This is a genomic window from Hylemonella gracilis (assembly GCF_004328645.1).
Taxonomy (GTDB): Bacteria; Pseudomonadota; Gammaproteobacteria; order Burkholderiales; family Burkholderiaceae_C; genus Hylemonella; species Hylemonella gracilis_B.
Map to the genome: position 1 here is coordinate 2,778,199 of NZ_CP031395.1, position 20,356 is coordinate 2,798,554.

At 66.8% G+C, this 20,356-nt stretch carries 19 protein-coding genes; 11 read left to right on the plus strand and 8 right to left on the minus strand.

Annotated elements, in window-relative coordinates:
- Positions 1 to 81: 81 nt before the first annotated feature.
- Positions 82 to 3,138 (minus strand): EAL domain-containing protein, encoded by a 3,057-nt coding sequence (locus tag DW355_RS13035; RefSeq protein ID WP_131280667.1) that lies wholly within the window; start codon positions 3,136 to 3,138, stop codon positions 82 to 84.
- 110 nt (positions 3,139 to 3,248) lie between these two features.
- Here DW355_RS13035 and DW355_RS13040 point away from each other — a divergent pair, with 110 nt between their 5' ends.
- The 4 genes from DW355_RS13040 to DW355_RS13055 are packed head-to-tail and all read left to right on the plus strand — an operon-like array spanning position 3,249 to position 8,164.
- Positions 3,249 to 4,838: an EAL domain-containing protein gene (locus DW355_RS13040; protein WP_165493194.1), complete on the plus strand. Its 1,590-nt coding sequence runs from the start codon at positions 3,249 to 3,251 to the stop codon at positions 4,836 to 4,838.
- A gap of 10 nt (positions 4,839 to 4,848) precedes the next feature.
- Positions 4,849 to 5,490, plus strand: a complete 642-nt coding sequence (locus tag DW355_RS13045; protein WP_131280670.1) for a chromate transporter — start codon at positions 4,849 to 4,851, stop codon at positions 5,488 to 5,490.
- The gene (locus DW355_RS13050; protein WP_131280672.1) at positions 5,487 to 6,110 is read left to right on the plus strand and encodes a chromate transporter; all 624 of its coding nucleotides are present in this window, start codon (positions 5,487 to 5,489) and stop codon (positions 6,108 to 6,110) included. The genes DW355_RS13045 and DW355_RS13050 overlap by 4 nt, the downstream gene beginning before the upstream one ends.
- 35 nt (positions 6,111 to 6,145) lie before the next feature.
- A complete protein-coding gene (locus DW355_RS13055; protein ID WP_131280673.1) occupies positions 6,146 to 8,164 on the plus strand; it encodes an AsmA family protein in 2,019 nt (672 codons plus the stop codon).
- Between the two features lie 51 nt (positions 8,165 to 8,215).
- Here DW355_RS13055 and DW355_RS13060 read toward each other — a convergent pair whose 3' ends face one another.
- Complete coding sequence (locus tag DW355_RS13060) at positions 8,216 to 8,668, minus strand: DUF2721 domain-containing protein (RefSeq protein WP_131280675.1); 453 nt, start codon at positions 8,666 to 8,668, stop codon at positions 8,216 to 8,218.
- Positions 8,669 to 8,784: 116 nt separating this feature from the next.
- The gene (locus DW355_RS13065; protein WP_207388023.1) at positions 8,785 to 9,123 is read right to left on the minus strand and encodes a hypothetical protein; all 339 of its coding nucleotides are present in this window, start codon (positions 9,121 to 9,123) and stop codon (positions 8,785 to 8,787) included.
- 74 nt (positions 9,124 to 9,197) lie between these two features.
- On the opposite strand from DW355_RS13065, the gene DW355_RS13070 reads away from it, so the two are divergent.
- On the plus strand, positions 9,198 to 9,506 hold the full coding sequence (locus DW355_RS13070) for a DUF4389 domain-containing protein (RefSeq protein ID WP_242671154.1): 309 nt from the start codon (positions 9,198 to 9,200) through the stop codon (positions 9,504 to 9,506).
- Positions 9,507 to 9,572: 66 nt separating this feature from the next.
- Here the strand turns inward: DW355_RS13070 and DW355_RS13075 are convergent, their stop codons facing one another.
- Positions 9,573 to 10,862, minus strand: a complete 1,290-nt coding sequence (locus tag DW355_RS13075) for an MFS transporter (protein WP_131280677.1) — start codon at positions 10,860 to 10,862, stop codon at positions 9,573 to 9,575.
- A 96-nt stretch (positions 10,863 to 10,958) separates the two neighbouring features.
- Between DW355_RS13075 and DW355_RS13080 the strand changes: the two genes are divergently transcribed.
- The 6 genes from DW355_RS13080 (at position 10,959) to DW355_RS13105 (ending at position 16,485) form a co-directional block, all read left to right on the plus strand.
- Entirely contained in the window at positions 10,959 to 11,609 is a 651-nt protein-coding gene (locus tag DW355_RS13080; RefSeq protein ID WP_131280679.1) for a TetR/AcrR family transcriptional regulator, read from the plus strand.
- Positions 11,610 to 11,787: 178 nt separating this feature from the next.
- Positions 11,788 to 12,765 carry a tripartite tricarboxylate transporter substrate binding protein gene (locus DW355_RS13085; protein ID WP_131280681.1) on the plus strand — a complete coding sequence of 326 codons (978 nt, stop codon included), beginning with the start codon at positions 11,788 to 11,790 and terminating at the stop codon, positions 12,763 to 12,765.
- 43 nt (positions 12,766 to 12,808) lie between these two features.
- Positions 12,809 to 13,984: a Gfo/Idh/MocA family protein gene (locus DW355_RS13090; protein ID WP_131280683.1), complete on the plus strand. Its 1,176-nt coding sequence runs from the start codon at positions 12,809 to 12,811 to the stop codon at positions 13,982 to 13,984.
- 10 nt (positions 13,985 to 13,994) lie between these two features.
- Positions 13,995 to 15,206: a dihydrodipicolinate synthase family protein gene (locus tag DW355_RS13095; protein WP_131280684.1), complete on the plus strand. Its 1,212-nt coding sequence runs from the start codon at positions 13,995 to 13,997 to the stop codon at positions 15,204 to 15,206.
- A 10-nt stretch (positions 15,207 to 15,216) separates the two neighbouring features.
- Positions 15,217 to 16,140 carry a sugar phosphate isomerase/epimerase family protein gene (locus tag DW355_RS13100; protein ID WP_131282707.1) on the plus strand — a complete coding sequence of 308 codons (924 nt, stop codon included), beginning with the start codon at positions 15,217 to 15,219 and terminating at the stop codon, positions 16,138 to 16,140.
- Between the two features lie 117 nt (positions 16,141 to 16,257).
- Positions 16,258 to 16,485, plus strand: coding sequence for a hypothetical protein (locus tag DW355_RS13105; protein ID WP_131280686.1), 228 nt, complete (start codon positions 16,258 to 16,260; stop codon positions 16,483 to 16,485).
- Positions 16,486 to 16,509: 24 nt separating this feature from the next.
- On the opposite strand, the gene DW355_RS13110 is transcribed toward DW355_RS13105, so the two are convergent.
- From DW355_RS13110 to DW355_RS13125, 4 genes are read right to left on the minus strand one after another with little or no spacing between them, the layout of a single operon-like run.
- Complete coding sequence (locus DW355_RS13110) at positions 16,510 to 17,313, minus strand: SDR family NAD(P)-dependent oxidoreductase (RefSeq protein ID WP_131280688.1); 804 nt, start codon at positions 17,311 to 17,313, stop codon at positions 16,510 to 16,512.
- 3 nt (positions 17,314 to 17,316) lie between these two features.
- Positions 17,317 to 18,063 carry an SDR family NAD(P)-dependent oxidoreductase gene (locus DW355_RS13115; RefSeq protein ID WP_242671155.1) on the minus strand — a complete coding sequence of 249 codons (747 nt, stop codon included), beginning with the start codon at positions 18,061 to 18,063 and terminating at the stop codon, positions 17,317 to 17,319.
- Positions 18,063 to 18,986 (minus strand): branched-chain amino acid ABC transporter permease, encoded by a 924-nt coding sequence (locus DW355_RS13120; protein ID WP_131280690.1) that lies wholly within the window; start codon positions 18,984 to 18,986, stop codon positions 18,063 to 18,065. Before DW355_RS13120 ends, DW355_RS13115 begins: the two co-directional genes overlap by 1 nt.
- A gap of 21 nt (positions 18,987 to 19,007) precedes the next feature.
- The gene (locus DW355_RS13125) at positions 19,008 to 20,333 is read right to left on the minus strand and encodes an ABC transporter substrate-binding protein (RefSeq protein WP_131280692.1); all 1,326 of its coding nucleotides are present in this window, start codon (positions 20,331 to 20,333) and stop codon (positions 19,008 to 19,010) included.
- Between the last annotated feature and the right edge of the window lie 23 nt (positions 20,334 to 20,356).

A 20,356-nucleotide genomic window follows, 5' to 3' on the forward strand; every position in this document is an offset into this window, starting at 1 on the left:
GTCCAAGACCTTAGTCCTTGGCCAAGACCTCGCGGCCGCGCCCTGTTTCCGCGTTCCCCGGGCGGGCGCCGCCACGCACCCTCACACCGGGTCGGAAGCCGGGTGCGAGTGGAAAGCCTGGGCCAGCGCAGGATGGTCGGCGCGGGGGCGATCGAGGTGGTAACCCTGCGCCAGGTCCACCCCCAGGGCGCGCACCATCTCCAGGGTCTGCTCGTCTTCCACGAATTCGGCCACCGTGCGCTTGCCCAGGGCACGCGCCACGTCCACGATGGCGCGCACGAAGATCTGGTTGTCGCTGTCCTTGGGCAGGTCGCGGATGAAAAGACCGTCGATCTTGAGCAGGTCCACCTTCAGGTGCTTGAGGTAGGCAAAGGATGCGAAACCCGCGCCGAAATCGTCCAGACAGGTCTGGCACCCAGTCTGGCGCAAGGCCTCGATGAAACACTCCGCATCCTGCAGATCGGACACCGCCGAGGTTTCCGTCAACTCCACCAGCAGGCGCCGGGGTTCCACGCCATGCATGTTCAGCAGATCGGCGATGTAGTGCGGAAAACTGGTCTGGTCGAAGGAGCGGCCGGAGATGTTGACCGCCAGCGGGGGCATGGCCGGGTTGGCGGCAAGCTGCTCAATGCTGGCGCGGATCACCCAGCGGTCAATCTCCAAGATCTTGCCGCTCTTCTCGGCATGAGCGATGAACTGCCCCGGCATGATGAGCTGGGAGGGATCGTCCACGTCCACCATCCTGATCAATACCTCCAGATGGGAGACGGTGCCGCTGCCCGTGTGGTAGACGCCCTGGTAATGCAGGCGAAACAGACCCTGCTCCAGGGCACGGGCGATGCGGTCGTTCCAGCCCAGGCGCGTGATCATCTTGCGCGAAGTGTCGCGCCCGGGCTGGTAGAGCTTCCAGGCGTTCTTGCCGCTTTCCTTGGCCTGGTACATGGCGACATCGGCATGGGCCACCAGTTCCTCGGCGTTGACCGAGCCATGCGGATACAGCGCGATGCCGAGGCTGGACGTCAGGCGCAGGTTCTGCCCGTCGAGGCGGAAGGGAATCAGCGCGATGGCGCGCACGATGCGTTCGGCCAGTTGCTCGGCCTCCTCCTGCCGGGCATCGGGCATGAGCACGGCGAACTCGTCGCCGCCCAGCCGACACAGCAGCTCGTTGCGCCGCGTGAGCGCGCCAACCTCCGAGGCGACGCGGATCAGCACGGCGTCCCCGGCACGGTGGCCGAAGGTGTCGTTGATGTGCTTGAACTCGTCCAGGTCAAAGAACAGCAGGGCGCCGTGCCGATGACGCCGCTGCGACTCCTGGATGAAACGCGCCAGCTCGTCCTCGAAGCGACGCCGATTGAAGAGACCCGTCAAGGCGTCGCGTTCGGCCAGATACACCAATTGCTCCGCGGTCTGCCGTTCCCGCGTCACATCTTCGTGAATCCAGAGTTGGCCGATGAAGCGCCCCTCGGCGTCGCGCACCGGGTAGGCGGTCTGCACGATGACGCGGCCATCGCCGGTCGCGATCTCGTAGCTGGTCGGGGCTTCGTGCGTGCCCAACATCTCCCGCAGATGGCTGGAGAAATGCTCAGGCTGAACGATCTCCACGCCCGAATCGCCCAGCACCTCGCCCACGGCCCGCCCCACCAGGTTGGCGTTTTCGTCCATCTGCCAGATGCGCAGGAAAGTACGGTTGCAGTACTGGACCTGCTTGTCCGCCGTCACGAACAGGATGCCCAGGTCCATCGCGCCCAACAGGGCCAGCAGGCGCGCGTGCTCTTCCTCCAGCCCGGTCAGGTAACGGCGGCGCGCCGCCTCGCCCGAGCGCAGTTCCAGCACCATGCCATCAAAGGCACGCGCCAGCCGCCCGAGCTCGTCGGGGCCGCTCAAGGCGATGGGGGCCGGCATGCGCCCCTGCCCCAGTTCGTCCACCGCCACCGTCAGGCGCTGCAGTGGGCGGCTGATGATGCGGCGGATCAGCACCCGCATGATCGCCAAGGCTGGCAACAAGCCCAACAGGCCGATCAGGAAGGTCAGAGTCGCCCCCCAGCGCAGGACCTGATCCACCTGCGACTGCGGCAGAAGTTGCACCCAGCGCCAGTCCGGGCCCTTGATGCGGGACCAAGCGACCCAGTACGCCTCGTGACCGTTCTCACCCACGGTCGCGCCAATGCGTCGTGCCCCGCTGATCGCCCCGCCCTGCGCTTCCTCCGTGGTGATCAGCGCCTGCACCTGGGCCAGCAAAGGATCACGCAGGCTGCCAATGGCCAGTTGCCCATCGGCCTGCACGATGTGGTTTTGCAGATCGGGGTGGGCGATAAGCTGGCCGTCCGCGCTCAGGATCATCTGCAGGCCGCCCTCGACGCTGCGCGCGCGCACGGCATCGATCAAAGTCTGGACCACGATGTCGTGGCCGACCGTGCCCACCCAGGCACCGCGCCAATCCAGAGGCTGGATGACCGAAACCATCCAGGCCTGCGCCTGCTGATCGAAGTACACCGGCGTCCAGAACAAGCGGCGCCGCGGATTGTTCTCCGGGCGCGAGCCGATCATGGTCGGGTAGTTGGCGTTGGTGGCGTCGGCCATGGCCGCCCCGCCCCAGTCCCGGCCCCGCGCATAGACCATCAGGCCGTTCTCGACGAAGTCCATGTACACGGAAAAAAAGGGCGGTGCCAGCGCGGGCCCCTGCTCGCGCAGCAACTGGTAACTCACGACGGCGCGCTGACGAACCGAATCGCTCGGTCCGCGCGGGCCCGGTCGCAGGTACAGCGTGGGCGCGCTCTCGGTGTCCACCCGCTCGGGGCGCAAGCGCCAGACACCGTCCCGACCCGGCGCGAACAAGGCGTCAAAGCGCCGCCGCGCCTCCTCCGGGTTTTGCTGCTCCAGGCGCAGCAGCAATTCCTCCTGCAAGCGCAAAACGCTGTTCTGTGCCTGCAGGAAGATGGCCGCACCGGCCTCGGCACGCAACTCGGCCGTCTGTCGCGCCAGGATGGGCGCCAGCCGCGAGGCCGCCCAGCTCATCGCGCCATACCCCAGCGCCGCCAGCGCCAGCAGCAAGGCCACGATCAATCCGCCCATGGTCCAGGACAGCTGACGCGTGACGGAAACCCGGCGTGAAACGGGTCTGGAAGCGATGCGGAACATGGTTTTTAATTACAACATAGCAAGCCTCATTTCAGGGTTTGCACTGCCCCAGCGTTGCCGCCATGCGTCACCCCGCGGGTAAGATCCATCGCACTGATGCCGCCAACCTTATGCGCAAATCGCTGATCCTCGCCTGCGTGCTGGGTTTCACCGCCTTGACGGCTCCCATCGCCGTAGCCCTGTATTGGGCTTCACGGGAGGCGCTCAACGCGGAGATGGCGTATGCGGGGTCCGTGGCCGACGAACTGTTGCGCCGCTCCGTCGCGGCGCGACAGCAAATCTACCTCGCCCTGGATGCACTTGGTCGCGCGCCGCGCGGCGACTGCTCGGAACCAACGTTGAGCTTGATGCGCGAGCTGAACATGGGTCTGAGCTACCTGAAGGACGTCGGCGCGGTGCGCGACGGACGGCTGATCTGCTCCTCCATGGGCCGGTACAGACAGGGCATCCCCTTGGGACCCAGCGATGCCCGCGTGTCCAGTGGCGTGCAGATCTGGCGCGACGTGGTCCTGCCCTATGCGCCGGGCCTGCACCTCAACCTCTTCGAACACAAAGGCTGGGTGGTCGCGCTGCACCCTGACTTTGTCTTCGACCTGGCCTTGCGTGACCAGGACACGACTGTGGCAGTGCTGATCGGGGCACCTCCGATGGTCCTGCAATCGCGCGGCCCCATAGACGCTGCCAGGTTGACGCGCGAACCATCATCGGCTTCTGGCCCGCTCGAGCTACCCGACCATCTGCTGGTGTTTCGTCACTCCCCCGAAAACAACCTCACCACGATGGTGGCGATCTCGCGCGTGGGTCTGCATGCGCGCATGGGCAGGCAGGCCTTGATCCTTCTGCCGCTGGCGGCCATCGCGGGCCTGCTGCTGGTCGCCGCCGTGGCCTTGGCCACGCGCCAGCGTCTGAGCTTGCCGGGTGAAATCCGCCTGGGCTTGAAACGCCGTGAATTCCACCTGCATTACCAACCCGTGGTGGACTTGCAGACCGGCCGCTGCGTCGGCGCCGAGGCGCTACTGCGCTGGCGCCGGCCCGCGGGTGCCCCGATGTCGCCCGACCTGTTCATCCCCGCGGCCGAACGCAGCGGCCTGATCCGCGCCATCACGGCCTACGTCATCGACATCGCCGCGCGGGACCTCCCCGTCCTGCTGGCGCAGCAACAGGGCTTTCACCTCGGCATCAATTTCTCCGCGCAAGACCTGGAGACCGAGGGATCGATCACCCATCTGCTGCAGCGCCTGCGCGAGATACAGGCGCCGCCGGGCAGCCTGGTCGTGGAGATCACCGAACGCAACGTCACCGATGCCCGGGCCGCCGGCAAGCAGATTGCACGACTGCATGACCGCGGCGTGCAGGTGGCGGTGGACGATTTCGGCACCGGCCATTCCAGCCTGTCGGTGCTGGCGGGCCTGGAGCTGGACATCCTGAAGATCGACAAGTCCTTCGTGGATGCCATCGACGCGCAGGCGGCGGCCAGCCTGGTGTTGCCCCACATCATCGACATGGCCAAGACCTTGCGCCTGTTCATGATCGCCGAGGGGGTCGAGACCGAAACCCAGGCGGACTACCTGCGCGAGCGCGGCGTTCAGTTCGCGCAGGGCTGGCTCTACGGCAAGCCCATGCCGCTCGACGATCTGCTGGATTTGCTGCGCACCCAGGGCCGGGCCTGGGCCTCCCGGGGCCATGGCCTGCCCGTCTGACATTCGCGCGATGCCTGAAACCCCCTTGCCACCGGACCCGGAGACGAGCGCCACCGTGTCGCCACAGTCCTGCGGGGATCTTTTCCGCTCTTTCACCGTGCTGGCTCTGCAAGGTTTCGGGGGCGTGGCGGCCGTTGCGCAGCGTGAGCTCGTGGAACGCAAACGCTGGATGACGAACACACAATTCGTCGAAGAGTGGGCCGTGGCGCAGATCATGCCCGGCCCCAACCTGGTCAACCTCTCCCTGATGCTGGGCGCGCGCCACTTCGGCGTGCGAGGTGCCCTGTCGGCCCTGGCCGGCATGCTGAGCGCGCCCCTGCTGGTGCTGCTGAGCCTGGCCTGGCTGTACACCCACTACGCTGACCAACCCGCGGTGGCCGGCGCGCTGCGCGGCATGGGTGCGGTGGCGGCCGGCCTGGTCATCGGCACCGGCTTGAAGCTGCTGGTCACGCTCAAGAACAATCCCCTGCACCCGGCCCAGCGTCTGTTGCTCGGTAGCGCGTGTTTCGTCACCATCGCCTGGTTGAGGTGGCCGCTGCTCTGGGTGCTGCTGGCGCTCGGCGGCGTGGGCTGGGCCCTGGCCTGGTCGCGCCTGGCGCAACGTGAAGAGGCGAGGACGAGACCGACCGGCTCGACCGGGACACGTCAATGAACGCCCTCGCTGCGCCCCTGATTTCCCTGGGCCTGACGGACTGGCTACACCTGGTGCTGCATTTCGCCACCCTCTCCCTGCTGGCCGTGGGCGGCGCCATCACCACCACGCCGGACATGCACCGCTACCTGGTCACCCAACAAGGCTGGCTGAGCGAGACCCAGTTCAACGCCTCCATCGCCCTCGCCCAGGCCGCACCCGGCCCCAACGTGCTCTTCATCGCTTTGCTGGGCTGGAATGTCGGGCTGAACAACGGCGCGGGCGGGCACCCGATCGGCTGGGCCTTGCTCGGTGCCGCGGGTTGTCTGCTCGGTGTGCTGCTGCCCAGTTCCACCCTGGTCTACCTGACGGCGCGCTGGAGCCATGCCAACCGCGAGCGGCGCGGCGTGCGCGCCTTCAAACAGGGACTGGCTCCGGTGGTGGTAGCGCTGCTGATTTCCACCGGCTGGATCCTGGGCAGCACCCAGGCGGCCAATTTTCCCGACCTGGCCTCGGCGGCACACACGGCCTGGCCATACTGGGCGCTGACGGCGGCCACCGCCCTGCTGGTCTGGCGCACGCGGCTGCACCTGCTCTGGCTGCTGGGCGCGGGCGCGCTGGTCGGCGTGCTGCTGGGCTGAGACAGCACCCCACCGCGGACGGCGACAATGCAGGCATGACCGAGACCGCCTCTCCCACCCCGTCGGCACCCGCCCCCGAGCGCAGGCCTCGCGTGCTGCGCCGTCTGCTCCGCCTGGTGCTGCTGCTCGGACTGGCTCTCGTGCTCGTGCTGTTGGCGGGCATCGCCTGGGTCGCGGCCCATTTCAACCCGCAGACGCAGTCACGGCAACTCGCCGAGCAGATTCAAGCACGCACCGGCTACCTGCTCAGCACGGCTGCACCACCCCGGCTGACGTTCACGCCCCGCCTGGGCCTGACCTGGGGCCCGTTACTGCTGGAATCCCCGCCGCAAGACAGCACCACGGGCACGCCCGCGCGACGCGTGGCCACCGCCAAGGGCATGTCGCTCACGCTAGACGCATTCGCGCTGCTGCGCGGTGAAACACAAGTGCGCCGGGTGCGGATCGACGACCTGAGCCTGTGGCCGGCGCCGGACCGGCGCTACACCCTGCCCTTGGTGGAACTGCGCCTCTCCCGGCCCGGCGCCACCGAAGCGGCACCCGCCAACGCCTCGGTCTCTGGACCCAATCGCGCGGCCGACCCAGCTAGCGTGGACCCGCATCTGGCCCCGCCCCTGACGCATGCACTGGACTTGCACGCCACGGTGATGGATGCCATGGGTCAGGCCCTGCCGCTGCGCCTGCAGGGACAGATCGGCGTGGAGGCAGACACAGCACCGACGCAGAGCGCCCCGCCCAGCCAGCGACGCGCTTTTCACCTGGTGCTACAAGGCGCCTTTGATCAGACCACGTTCGCGCTCGACGCCAAGCGCACCGATGCGTCACCGGTGCTGCGTTTCGACCTGGCCCTGGGAACGCTGGACCTGGACCGATACCAGGCCCACCCTCTGGCGCAGCCGGTGCTGCAGACCGCCGCTTGGCAGGCGGACGCCGAACCCGGCATGGCGACCACGCACCCCGTCGCTGCCTCGGTGACGGACACGGCCCCGCACGCGGTCGCGGCGGATCAGACGATTGATCAGACAAGGGATCCACGAACGGCAGCGAGTCCGCCAATGCGAGCCTCGGGCACGGGCGCCCTCTTGCGCTGGGTGCATGACCTCGGACTCGATAGCCTGGACCTGCAAGGCACGCTGCGCGTGGCCTCGCTCCAGTTCATGAATGTGAAGCTGTCGCATCTGCGTCTGCAGGCCCAGGTGCAAGACCTGCCGCTGCAGGACAGCCAGGGGCGCAAGCGCCGCCGCATCGATGTCAATCCGCTGGCGGCTTCGCTCTACGATGGCGGCGTGCATGGCTCGCTGCGCATCCATCTGGATGGCGACCAGCCGACCCCGCCACGCGCCTCGCCCGCGACCACCTTTTTCGCGACCAAGCTGGACCTGCGGGACGTGCGCATCGGTGCCCTGCTGCGCGACGCGCTGGCCATCGATTGGCTGGATGGCCGGGGCAACGTCGCGCTGGATCTGCGCAGCGGTGGCGCCGCGCCTGGCACCTTCACACGCCATTTGAACGGCAGCGTGGGCCTGCAGCTGCAGGATGGATCGATCGGAATGAACGTCGCCGACATGGTGCGGGCCGGCCTCGGACGACTGGGGAAAATGAACGCCACGCGTCCATCTGTCCAGCCGCCTGCGACCGGATCGACGCAAGACGCATCGCGCTGGCGCACCTCCTTTGACCGGCTGCGCGCGAGCTTCCAGATCGAAGACGGTGTGGCGCGCAACCAGGATCTGACCCTCCAGGCGCCCTCGCTGCGCGTTGGCGGCGGCGGCACGGCCTGGCTGGCCGAGAGCCGCCTGGACTACACGCTGCGCGTCACGATCGCTCCAGCCACCCTGCAACAGAACCCGGAGCGCGAGGCGCAGGCGCTGGACAGCCTTCAGGGGCTGACCGTGCCGGTGCAACTGCTGGGCGCCTTCGACGACATTCAATGGCGCATCGCCTACGCGGACATCGCAGCCACGCGACAGCTGCGCCAGCGGCTGCGCGGCTGGGCCCAGGACTCATTGGACAGTCTGCGCGGCCTGCTGCCCCGGGGCAAGCCGAAGGACTGACAGAACGACAGGTGTGGACTGGCCGTGGACCGGCAAGCCGACGGTCGCGGCTCAGTCGTCCCCGAGCTGGCGGAACTTGAGCACGCGCGCGGCCAGCAAAGTCTCGGCGAAGAAGCAGCCAAGCGCGGCCATGAAACAGAGCACGCCGGCCAGGAATCCGTAGATCGCGTAACGGTCGATCTTGAATTCCGTGGTCTCGCCGAGAAAGAGCAGCACGATGGTCAGGCCGATCACGAAGGCGCACAACGTCAGCAAGCCGATGGTGGTGTTGGCCAGCAGACCACGCTGGCGCAGCGCGGCCAGCTCCATCACCCAGTGGGCGGCCAGCGCGGGCTCAGCGTTGACGCGCAGTTTTTCGTCCAGCGTGCGACCGCGATCAATGATGCGCGCCAGCCGGCCGGCCACCGCGCCAATCATGCCGGCCACGGCGGTGAGCAGGAACACCGGCGCCACGGCGAGCTGGATGCCGTGCGTGACGGTGGAAGTGTCGGTGAAGAGGGCCATGGGCGCGGATTATCGGTCGATCCATGGCGCCGATCCAGCGCAAAACCACCTAAGCGGGCAAACCACGCGGTGCGGGCCCGGGAGCTGAGATAAGCACGCCCCCAGGTCAGCCATGCTCAGCGGACGGTTGGCACGATCTCATAGAAGCTCTCGCTCATGCCGCGCAATGGCCCGAACACGGACTCCAGGGCCGCGCTTTCGGCGGCCAGCCACTGCTGCGCGATTTCGCGCTCGGCATCGGTCAAGGCGTCCAGATTCGGCGGATCGCCATAGGCCTGCGCGATGCGCAGGTAGGCGCCGCGCACGGGCAGCACCAAGTCGGCATCGCCCAGATGCGCTTCCAGCACCTGCGCGAAACGGCGCTGCGCATGCTCGCGCGCTGTCGTGCCTTGCGCATCGCCATCGCCCTGGGGGTCGTAGAGGCGGACGGTGTAGGGACGGTTCAAATCCTTCATGGCGTGAGCTTAAGGCACGGCAGGCTTCCCGCTTTAGGTACAGTCCGCATCCCACTGTCACAGGAGGATGGATCTTGAGCGAACCCAACACCCCGCACAACCAAGACAACGCCGCTCCCCCCGCTCCCGGCAAGAAGCGCCAGCTGGGCCTGCGCGTCGTCTTCATGGTGCTGATGGGCCTGGCCTTTTATCTCGCCACCTCGGTGCTGATCGCGCTGGCGTTGGTGCAATTGCTGCTGAGCATCGCCAGCGACGCGCCCAACGAGCGCCTGCGCGATTTCGGCCGCGCGCTAGGTCGTTACCTGCGGCAGATCGCGGACTACCTGAGCTTCGCCCGTGACGAGGTGCCTTTCCCGTTCAGCGAGTGGCCTGACGCGGATTGACGGCGGCACATGGTGGCACTTTGCGGCCGGTCCACACGAATCGGCCGCCGATGCCGCCATGCCACGCTAGGCACGCACCAGCGGACGGAACATCCACAGGCCGATCAAGGGCCCGACGCCCAGCAGGGGCAGCAGCAGACCCAAGGAAAAGTACGGCAGGGCCGAGGTGAACAGCTCGATGCTGAGCACCGAAATCACAAAGCCGATGCAGTTGACCAGGGTCAGCACACTGCCCACCACCGCCTGGGGCGCATTGCGCGCCGTCAGGGCTGAGAACTGCGGCGAATCACCCGACACCGTCACGCCCCAGAGCAGCAGCCAGGCCAGAAACACACCATCGGGCGCGTGCAGCATCAGGGGCGCAGCCAGACAGCAGGCCGCACTCGCCACCAGCTGCGCCTGGGCAACGCGGGCGCTGCCCCACTGCCGCGCCAGCCATCCGCCCCCCGCGCAGCCGACGAATCCCGCGCCGATGATGGCGAAGGACCAGGCACTCTGCGTCGCGCCCGCGAAGCGCAAGCCCACGATCAACGGCACCAGCACGAAGCAGGTGTAGATCTCCCACATGTGGCCGAAGTAGCCAAAGACCGAGGCCCGCAGGCGCCGGTCCTGCCAGATCAGGGCCAATGCCCCGAGCTTGAGGCCACCCGCGGCTTTCCCACCACCGCCATCGACCCGACTGACGCGCCGCAGCCAGGGACTGTCCGGAACCAGCCAGGCCGTCAGCAATCCGCCCATTGCCGCGAGCAGCGATACCCCGAGCACCACGGCCTGCCAGGGAGCCAGTCCGCTGGCCGCGACTAGGCTCGCCCATGCGCCTTCATCCCCCGCGCCCGGAACCGCAGTCGCCAGCGCACGCAGGCCGTGCGGCAGGGCCGTGCCAAGGATCAGCGCGCCGATCAGCACCCCCATGGCCGGCCCCAGGCCTTCGCGGTACCAGCTGGCAGCGATTTTCATGCCCACGGGATAAACGCCCGCCAGCAGGAAGCCGACGGTAAAGCGCAGCCCGAGCAGGAGGTTCACATCCCCACCCGCCAGCAGTGTGGCAGCGTTCACCAGCGCACCCAGCAGGGCGCAGACCATGAACACCCGCGAGGGCGAGAAACGATCTGCCACCATCAGCAGGGCAAACACCAGGGTGCCCGCGACAAAGCCCATTTGAACGGCCGAAGTCAGGCGACCAACGGCGGCGGCAGGCCAGTCCCAGGCCTGCTGCAGGTCGGGCATCACCGCGTTGATGGCGAACCAGAGCGAGGTGGCAGCGAACTGCGACAGCACGATCACCGGCAGGATGCGGCGCGGGACAGTGGTTGACGCGGACTGTTGTGTTGGATTTTGTTCTACATATTGCGTCATGCGACAAGCTTAGCCGGCGTGCCGTTTGTGTAAAGTCGGGCCGACCCGATGTCAGCGCACTCGATCCAACAATTAACCATAAAGTGAATTAAAACCATGGCGCGCAAACCGAAAGTCGTCCCCGAGGAGCGCCTGCGCGACGCCGACCGCTCACAAGGCACCATCCTGGCGGCCGCGCGCGATGAATTCGCCGAATTCGGCCTGGGCGGCGCACGCATGGACCGCATCGCCGAGCGCGCGGGCCTGAACAAGCGGCTGATCTACTACTACTTCGAGGACAAGGAAACGCTGTTCCAGGCCGTGCTGGAACAGGCCTACAGCAACATCCGCGAAGAGGAACGCAAGCTGCGGCTACTGGATCTGACGCCGGCCGAGGCGGTGCGCAGGCTGGTGGAATTCACCTGGAACTACTACCTCGCCCACCCCGAGTTCCTGACCCTGCTCAACAGCGCCAACCTGCACAAGGCGCGGCATCTGCAGGAATCCCGCCAGGCGCGCGCGCTCAATTCGCCGCTGCTGGACATGCTGGCCGAGATCCTGGAGCGCGGGCGGCGCGATGGCAGTTTCCGCGGCGGCGTGGACCCGATGCAGCTCTACATCTCGATCGCCGGCATCGCCTATTTCTACCTCTCGAACAACCACACCCTGTCGGCCATCTTCGGCCGCGACCTGATGTCCGCCAAGGCCCGCAACGAGCGGCTCTCGCACATGACGGACCTGATCCTGGGCTCCCTGCTGCGCGGCTGACACGACCCCCTCGGGGCCTCTTTCGGGATCGCTCCCGTCCATTTCCAGTCCTCTTTCGGGTCCCGGCGGCCTGTCCCTGCGCGCGTCCGACCTCCGGCGAATCCCTGATTGGCATCGGCACGCGCTTGCCTATAATTCACTGCCTAGTTAATTATTCCAAACAACCAGGAGACAAACCATGCAACAGCATCTGCGCAGATTCCTCGCCATGGCCACGCTGACGGCGCTCGCGCCGTTGGCCGCCCAGGCCCAGAACAGCTACCCGAACAAGCCCATCAGGGTGATCGTGCCCTTTGCTGCCGGCAGCACCACGGACATCATCTCCCGCGCCATCACCGACAAGATGGGGCAAAGCATGGGCCAGCAGTTCGTCATCGAGAACCGGGGTGGCGCCAGCGGCACCATCGGTCAGGCGGTCGTGGCCCAGTCCGCACCGGACGGCTACACCCTGATGATCCATTCGTCCTCGCACACGGTGACGCCGCACACCTTCGCCAAGCTGCCCTTCGATCCGCTGAAGGACTTCACCCCGGTCACGCCGATCTCGTCCACGCCCAATGTGCTGGTGATCTCGCCATCCAAGAACATCAAGACCGTGCAAGAACTGCTCAGCTACGCCCGCGCCAACCCGGGACAGCTCAATTTCGCGTCCGCCGGCCAGGGCAGCGCCACCCACCTGAACGCCGAAAAATTCAAGCTCGCCGCCAAGATCCAGGCGACCAACATCCCCTTCAAAGGCTCGGCCGAGGCCGTGAATGAAGTCATCGCCGGCCGGGTGGACTATTACTTCTCCCCCATCGCACCCGTGATCGGGCAAATCCGCGCGGGCCAACTGCTGCCGCTCGCAGTCGGCTCGGCCCAGCGCGCCAGCGCCCTGCCCGACGTACCGACCACGGCCGAAGCCGGTGTGCCGGGCTCGGAGTTCAACTTCTGGATCGGCCTGTTCGCCCCCGGCAAGACGCCGCGCGCCATCGTCGACCGCCTGCAAGGCGAAGTGGTGAAGGCCCTGGCCACGCCCGAGGTCAAGGAACGCTTCCTGTCTCTGGGCGCGGACGCCTGGACCCTGACGCCGCGTGAATTCGACGCCTACATCCACACCGAAATCAAGAACAACGCCGCACTGGTCAAGGCCGCCGGCCTGGAAGTCACCCCCTGAGCGGCAGCACCGCATCCATCCCCACCCGAAGGAGAACTCATCCATGCCCACGCAACGTCTGGGAATCATCATGCACGGCGTCACCGGACGCATGGGCATGAACCAGCACCTGATCCGTTCCATCTGCGCCATCCGCGCCCAAGGGGGCGTCACGCTATCCAACGGCGACAAGGTGATGCCCGACCCGATCCTGATCGGCCGCAACGCCGAGAAGATCGAGGCGCTGGCCAAGACGCACGGTATCGGGCGCTGGGGCACGGACCTGGACCAGGCGCTGGCGAACCCGGATGACACGGTCTTCTTCGACGCGGGCACGACGCAGATGCGCCCCACGCTCTTGGCCCGGGCGCTGCGCGCCGGCAAGCATGTCTATTGCGAGAAGCCCATCGCCACCACGCTCGCCGAGGCGATGGACATCGCCAAGACGGCGCAGGCGGCCACAAAAAAGAGCGGACTCAAACATGGTGCGGTGCAGGACAAGCTCTTCCTGCCCGGCCTGCGCAAGCTGGACATGCTGCGCCGCGCCGGGTTCTTCGGCCGCATGCTCTCGCTGCGCCTGGAGTTCGGCTACTGGGTGTTCGAGGGCGACCTGCAACCCATCCAGCGCCCGAGCTGGAACTACCGCGCCGAGGACGGTGGCGGCATGATCCTGGACATGATGTGCCACTGGCGCTACGTGCTGGACAACCTGTTCGGCGAGGTCAAGTCCATCTCCTGCCTGGGCGCGACCCACATTCCCCAGCGCTGGGACGAAGCCGGCAAGCCTTACAAGGCCACCGCCGACGACGCGGCTTACGCCATCGCCGAACTGACCGGCCACAACGGCGAGCCCGTCATCGCGCAGCTCAACATGTCCTGGGCCACCCGCGTCAACCGCGAGGATCTGGTCACCTTCCATGTCGACGGCACGCACGGTTCTGCCGTAGCCACGCTGACCGACTGCAAGGCGCAAAGCCGCGTCAACACGCCGCGCCCGGTCTGGAACCCGGACGTGAAGCAGACCATGAACTTCACCGAGCAGTGGCAGGAGGTGCCCGACACCCAGACCTACGACAACGGCTTCAAGATCCAGTGGGAGCACTTCATCCGCCACGTGGTGGAGGATGCGCCCTACAGCTGGACCCTGCCAGAAGGCGCCAAGGGCGTGCAACTGGTGGAAGCCGCGCTGCAGAGCTGGAAGGAACGCCGTTTCGTCGACGTGCCCGCTCTGAAGTTCTGAGGAATCCGCCATGGCCCTGACCCTGAAGCTGCCCACGACGGCCGGCACGCTCGACAATTACTCACTGCGCGGCGTCGCGCCGGTCAAACCGGCTGCGGGCGTGAAGTTCAACCGCATCGCCTATTCCGCCGCCCACGTGGTGGCCGACCCGCTCGCGGTCATCGACCCCTGGCTGCAAAGCGCGGTGGACTGGGACGCGACCATTGCCTACCGCCGCCGCCTGTGGTCGCTGGGGCTGGGCGTGGCCGAGGCCATGGACACGGCCCAGCGCGGTATGGGCCTGGACTGGCCCACCTCGCTCGAATTGATACGCCGTTCGCTGGACGCGGCACGCGATTTCGGCCCGGCCGCCCTGGTCGCCTCCGGCTGCGGCACCGACCACCTGGCCCCTGAAGCCGCGAAGAATGTGGACGATGTGATCCGTGCCTACGAGGAGCAGATGGCCGCCATCGAAAAACTCGGCGGCAAGCTCATTGTCATGGCCAGCCGCGCGCTGGCACGCGTGGCCAAGAGCCCGGCCGACTACGAGCGCGTCTATGACCGCATCCTGTCCCAGGCCCGACAGCCCGTCGTGCTGCACTGGCTGGGCGAGATGTTCGACCCGGCGCTGGCCGGCTATTGGGGAACGCGCAACGTGGACCAGGCCATGGACACGGCGCTGGGCATCATCGCCGCGCACCCGGACAAGGTGGACGGCATCAAGATCTCCCTGCTCGACAAGCACAAGGAAATCGCCATGCGCCGACGCCTGCCAGGCACGGGTGGCCTGGACGGCCAGGGCGTGCGCATGTACACCGGGGACGACTTCAACTACGCCGAATTGATCGCTGGCGATGGCCACGGCAACTCGCCGGTGCACCGCCAGAGCGACGCGCTGCTGGGCATCTTCGACGCCATCGCGCCTGCCGCCAGCGCCGCGCTGGGTGAACTGGCCCAGGGCAACACCGAGCGCTTCCACGCCCTCCTCGGCCCCACGGTGCCGCTGTCGCGCCACATCTTCGCGGCGCCCACGCGCTTCTACAAGACCGGCGTGGTCTTCATGGCCTGGCTCAACGGCCATCAGTCCCACTTCACCATGGTCGGCGGCCAGCAGAGCACCCGTTCGCTCGTGCACTTCGCCGAACTGTTCCGCCTGGCCGACGCGGCCGATCTGCTGGAGCAACCCGAGCTGGCCGTGCGCCGCATGAGGACCCTGCTGGCCCTGCATGGCATCGAAGGATGAACGGCTGACCATGCGCGATTTCTCGCAAGATCACCGCTGGCTCTCGATCAACACGGCCACGCTGCGCCGCCAGCAGGGCGCGGAAGTGCCCCTCGACCTCATCATCGACCAGTGCGCCGCGCGCGGCGTGCGCGCCATCAGCCCCTGGCGGGACCAGGTGGCCGCGGTGGGCATCGACAAGGTGGCCCGGCAACTGAAGGCGCTGGACATTGAGCTCTCGGGCTACTGCCGCGGCGGCTTCTTCCCCGCCGCCGACGCAGCCGGCCTGCACGCCGCGCTGGACGACAACCGCCGTGCCATCGACGAAGCCAAGACGCTCAACGCGCCCTGCCTGGTGCTGGTGGTCGGCGCCCTGCCCGGCGCCATGCAGGGCCAGCCGGCCTACAAGGACATCACCCGCGCGCGGGGCGAGGTGCGCGATGGCATCGCGGCCTCGCTCGAGTACGCGCGCACGGTCGGTATGCCTCTGGCCATCGAACCGCTGCACCCCATGCAGGCCGCCGAGCGCGCCTGCATCAACACGCTGGAACAGGCGCTGGACCTGTGCGACGAACTGGACCCGCTGCCGACCGGCAAGAACGGCCAAGGGCAGCCTGCCGGTGCGCCGGCCGCCTTGGGTATCGCCCTCGACGTCTACCACTGCTGGTGGGACCCGAAGCTGGCGCAGCAGATCACCCGCGCCGGCCAAGGCAGTGCGTCACGACTGCTGGCCTACCACGTCTGCGACTGGCTCACGCCCACGCGCGACCTGCTCAACGACCGCGGCATGATGGGCGACGGTGTGGTGGAACTGAAAAAGCTGCGCGGCTGGGTCGAAGCTGCGGGGTACGCCGGCTACAGCGAGGTGGAAATCTTCTCCACGCTGAACTGGTGGCAGCGCCCCGGCGAAGAAACGCTGGCCACCTGCATCGAACGCCACCGCGGCGTGGTCTGAGTGGGCTTCCGTTTTGCGCGGAGTGCGTGCCGTCGGTGTGCCGACGGCACTGCCAGGGGCCGGAGTCGAACAAGAACAGAGAGGCGCTACAGTGTGGCCTGTTCCTGAAAATCCACCATGGCAAAACAGAGCGAATGGCCGGGCAAGATGCTGGCCGTCATCAAGAGCGGCAACGTGGCTGCGGCCGTCGCACAAATCAAGGTTGCGCCGACCGTGAAAGACCTGCGCCAGTTGCAATCCGAAATGAACAAGGCCGGGCTGCGGGGTCGCTGGCGTGAACTCGACCTCGCGATCGAGGAAAACATGGCGCTGCTGGCCGCGCCCCGCCTGCATCGCTCGCCCTGAGGGCACGAGAGGCACGGGGCCGCGCTACTGCGTGGCCGTCAGACCGCCATCCACATAGATCACCTGCCCGGTCACGAAGGCCGCGCCAGGACTGCACAGAAACAGCACCGGTGCCACCACATCCTGCGGCTCCGCGACGCGCCCCAACGGTATCCGTTGCAGCACCTGTGCCCGCACGGTCGGGTTCTCCAGCCAGTGGCGCGCCATCTCCCCGCGCACCACGGTCGGCGCCACGCCATTGACCGTGATGCCTTGCGCGCACAGTTCCACCGCGTGCTGCTTGATCAGCATCACCATCGCCCCCTTGCTCGCGCAATAGGCCGAATAACCCCGGTCGCGCAGACCCAGCTGCGCGCGCACGGACAGCAGGTGCACCTGGCGACCCGGCGCCCGGCCAGCCTGCGCGGCCGCCGTCTGGTGCACCGCCGCGACCTGGGCCAGGAACATCGCAGCCTTGAGATTGACCTGGATGACCTCGTCAAAGGCTTCTTCGCTGACCTCATGCAGGCGTTCTTCGCGCTGGATGCCCACGCAATTGACCAGCAGATCAAGGTGGCCGAAATGCCGGACCACCGCATCCACCGAGCGCCGGATATCGGCCACATGGTGCGCATCCAGCGTCAGCCCCAATGCCTCATGTCCCCGTGCCCGCAGCGCAGCGGCCAGGGCTTCAGCCTTGGCAGGGTCGCGCCCGGCAATCGCCACGCGGGCACCGGCGGCGGCGAGGCCCCAGGCGACCGCGCTGCCAATATCGCCATAACCGCCAGGCACGAAGGCCACCTGACCGGCCAGCGGCTTGAGCGTTTGTTCAGAACCGGGTAGCTGCATGGTTCAGTCCATGTGCAGGCCACCGTTGAGATCGATGATCTCGCCGGTGATGAAGCCTGAAAGGGGCGCGGCGAGGAAGGTGACCACGTGGGCGAATTCCTCGGGCTCGCAGAAGCGTCCCACCGGGATCTGCTGCAGCAGAGCCTGGCGCTGGATCTCACTGAGCTGGTCGGTCACCATGGGCGTTCGGACATAGGCCGGCGCGATCGCGTTGGCAGTGACGCCAAAGGCCGCGAGTTCGCGTGCCAATGAAAAGGTCAGCGCGCTGATGGCTCCCTTGGACACGGAATAGGCGGTGCCCGCGGTCAGCCCGCCAGTCTTGCTCGCCAACGAGCCGGTGTTGATGATGCGGCCCCAGCGACGCGCCTTCATCGCGGGCGTGACGCACTGCGACCAGAACAGCGCCCCATCGAGGTTGACCGCCAGCACGCCGCGCCACTCGGACTCAGTCGTGGCCTCCACCTTATGGTTAGACAGAACACCGGCGTTGTTGACCAGAATGTCCACCGGCCCCCAGGCCTGCACGATCGCCTGATGGGCCTGGCGCACCTCGCCCAAGGACCGGATGTCGCACACGTGCACACCGACCTGGGCCCCATGACGGGCGATCGCGGGCTCCATGGTCGCGGCCTGAACGTCGACCATGGCCACGCGGCACCCCTGAGCCACCAACGCATCCACCACGGCGCGGCCCATGGTGCCGCCCGCGCCAGTCACCACCGCCACCTTGCCATTCAATGTCATGTCCATCACGTATCCAGAATACTCTTGCGACCGAACAAACCGCGCGCTCGGAATGTCACCACGGCGATGAACAGGATGTACATCGACATCAGCGACCATTCCGAGGCGAAGGCTCCACTCATGCCCACCACCAGCCCGACCAGCAGTCCCGCCGTCACGGCGCCCCACAAGGATCCGACGCCGCCCAGAACGATCACCAGGAAGGCCGGCACCACCGCGTCCACGCCCACTTGCGGCCGAATGCCCCAGATGGGGGCCATCACCACGCCGGCCAGCGCTGCCAGCGCCACGCCCAACGCGAACACCGCGGAGCGCAACCGGCCTAAGTTGATGCCCAGCGCGCGCACCATCTCACTGTCGTGCGCGCCAGCCTTGATGATGGCGCCATAGGGCGTTTTTTCCAGGAACAGCCAGAGACCGGCGATGGCCGCGATGGCGAAACCGCAGGCGTAGAAGCGGTACGTTGAATAGAGCAGATCGCCAAGGAGGAAGGCCCCCGAAATCGCCGCGGGCAGCGGCAACTGCTGCTCGTTCGAGCCCCACACCACCCGGATCGCCTCCTCGATCACCAGCGCAGCGCCAAAGGTCAGCAGCAGGCCGTACAGCGGATCCAGCCCGTAAGTCCGGCGCAGACAGGCTTCGAGCAGCAAGCCAAAACAGCCCACCAGCAGCGGCGCCACAAAAAGCGCGAGGGCATAACGCGTACCCACCGGCAGCGCCATGTAAGCCTCCTGCACCGCAGGAAACCAGCCCAGGCGCGGCACCATCACGAACAGGGCTGCATACATGCCCAGCGCGAAAAGCGAACCGTGTGCCAGGTTGATGGTCTCCATCACCCCGACGATCAGCATGAACCCGAGTGCGATCAAGGCAAACAGCAGTCCCAGGGTGATGCCGTTGACCAGGTGCGGCAAGAGATTGGCGAGCATGGGAAAACGGCCCTCCGCAGCTCAGCGCTCGTAGCTGGGGGTCGCCTCGTGCGACTCCAGCTTGCAACTCCCTGCGGCGGCGGGATCAATGACATCCTTGGACTCGCTCTGGGTGAGGATCTTGTAGATGTCGTTCTTCTCCACCGGCGTGTCGTTGTAGGACGCGAGGTAGATCGTCTGCTGGACCTGGTGGGTCACAGGGTCGATCCAGGCGTCGTAGTGCTGCATGCGGTCGCGTGCGCTCATCTTGCGTCCCTCGAGCTTCTTGATCACCGCGATGTTGTTGGTCGTGCCGGCCTCCTGCACGCAGCGCAGCAGCTCGCGCGTGGCCATGTAGCCGTTGTAGTAGACGTTACCGGGCACCGCGATCGCCATGCCGGGAAACTGCTTCTGGTAGGCCGCGACGAACTCCTTGACGCCAGGCAGATCGAGCCGGTAGTACCAGGTGGTGCCGAACACGCCAAAGATGGACTCCGGGCCCAGGCCGTATACGTCCGGCCAGTCCTGCTGGTTGTTGATCCAGGCGGCCCGTTTCTGCAGTCCCAGTTGCACGACCTGTTGGCGCAGGGCCTTGATGTCGTCGCCGCCAACCGCCGTGGCCACCACCTGGGGCTTGAGTTGCTGCAGCTTGAGCAGGTAGGAAGAGAAATCACGCGTGTTCTGCGGGATCAGCAGTTCCTCGATGACACGCCCGCCACTGGCTTCCACCAAGGCGCGCGTGGCCTTGGAGGTGTTGTGCCCCCAGACGTAGTCATTGGTCAGCAGCACCCAGTCCTTGCCACCGGTACGGATGGCGTTGCGCACCGTGGCCTGGGCAAAGTTGGTGCCGTTGCCGTCCCACACGAACTTGACCCGGTGGCAGTCCTTGCCGGATTCGGTGGGCGAACTGGAGTTGGTGTTCAGGAAAATGCAACCGTACTTCTGCGCCACCTGGGAAATGGCGTTGGCCACACCCGAATGCACGGCCCCGATCAGGAAGGCCGCGTCGTTGCGGTTGATCATGCGCTCGGCCACGCGCGAGCCGGTGGCCGGTGTCGTCTCGGTGTCCATGTGGATGGCTTCGATCGGGCGGCCCAGCACCCCACCCTTGTCGTTGAACTCGCGGATCGCCATCATGGCGCCGAGCCGCTCCATGCCGCCGCTGGCCGCGTACTGGCCAGAGGCATCCATGGTCAGGCCAATCACCAAAGGCTTGGCCTGCGCGCTCTGCGCCCACACGCGATTGTGGGCCCAGGGGCCAAAGAAGCCGCCAACGCCCGCTGCGCCGACGGCCGAGGCCGCCAGGAAACGACGGCGTGGGGTGTTGCAGGAAACTTGAGGGGTCTCGTCAGACTTGAGCTTGTCCATGGGTTTGTCTCCAGGGTTGGGGG

Coding starts and splice junctions, on each gene's coding strand:
- DW355_RS13125 (WP_131280692.1), bottom strand. CDS start 20,333: ATGGACAAGCTCAAGTCTGACGAGACCCCTCAAGTTTCCTGCAACACC.
- DW355_RS13120 (WP_131280690.1), bottom strand. CDS start 18,986: ATGCTCGCCAATCTCTTGCCGCACCTGGTCAACGGCATCACCCTGGGA.
- DW355_RS13105 (WP_131280686.1), top strand. CDS start 16,258: ATGGCAAAACAGAGCGAATGGCCGGGCAAGATGCTGGCCGTCATCAAG.
- DW355_RS13060 (WP_131280675.1), bottom strand. CDS start 8,668: ATGGCCCTCTTCACCGACACTTCCACCGTCACGCACGGCATCCAGCTC.
- DW355_RS13090 (WP_131280683.1), top strand. CDS start 12,809: ATGCCCACGCAACGTCTGGGAATCATCATGCACGGCGTCACCGGACGC.
- DW355_RS13080 (WP_131280679.1), top strand. CDS start 10,959: ATGGCGCGCAAACCGAAAGTCGTCCCCGAGGAGCGCCTGCGCGACGCC.
- DW355_RS13055 (WP_131280673.1), top strand. CDS start 6,146: ATGACCGAGACCGCCTCTCCCACCCCGTCGGCACCCGCCCCCGAGCGC.
- DW355_RS13045 (WP_131280670.1), top strand. CDS start 4,849: ATGCCTGAAACCCCCTTGCCACCGGACCCGGAGACGAGCGCCACCGTG.
- DW355_RS13050 (WP_131280672.1), top strand. CDS start 5,487: ATGAACGCCCTCGCTGCGCCCCTGATTTCCCTGGGCCTGACGGACTGG.
- DW355_RS13075 (WP_131280677.1), bottom strand. CDS start 10,862: ATGACGCAATATGTAGAACAAAATCCAACACAACAGTCCGCGTCAACC.
- DW355_RS13095 (WP_131280684.1), top strand. CDS start 13,995: ATGGCCCTGACCCTGAAGCTGCCCACGACGGCCGGCACGCTCGACAAT.
- DW355_RS13115 (WP_242671155.1), bottom strand. CDS start 18,063: ATGGACATGACATTGAATGGCAAGGTGGCGGTGGTGACTGGCGCGGGC.
- DW355_RS13065 (WP_207388023.1), bottom strand. CDS start 9,123: ATGAAGGATTTGAACCGTCCCTACACCGTCCGCCTCTACGACCCCCAG.
- DW355_RS13035 (WP_131280667.1), bottom strand. CDS start 3,138: ATGTTCCGCATCGCTTCCAGACCCGTTTCACGCCGGGTTTCCGTCACG.
- DW355_RS13040 (WP_165493194.1), top strand. CDS start 3,249: ATGCGCAAATCGCTGATCCTCGCCTGCGTGCTGGGTTTCACCGCCTTG.
- DW355_RS13110 (WP_131280688.1), bottom strand. CDS start 17,313: ATGCAGCTACCCGGTTCTGAACAAACGCTCAAGCCGCTGGCCGGTCAG.
- DW355_RS13100 (WP_131282707.1), top strand. CDS start 15,217: ATGCGCGATTTCTCGCAAGATCACCGCTGGCTCTCGATCAACACGGCC.
- DW355_RS13085 (WP_131280681.1), top strand. CDS start 11,788: ATGCAACAGCATCTGCGCAGATTCCTCGCCATGGCCACGCTGACGGCG.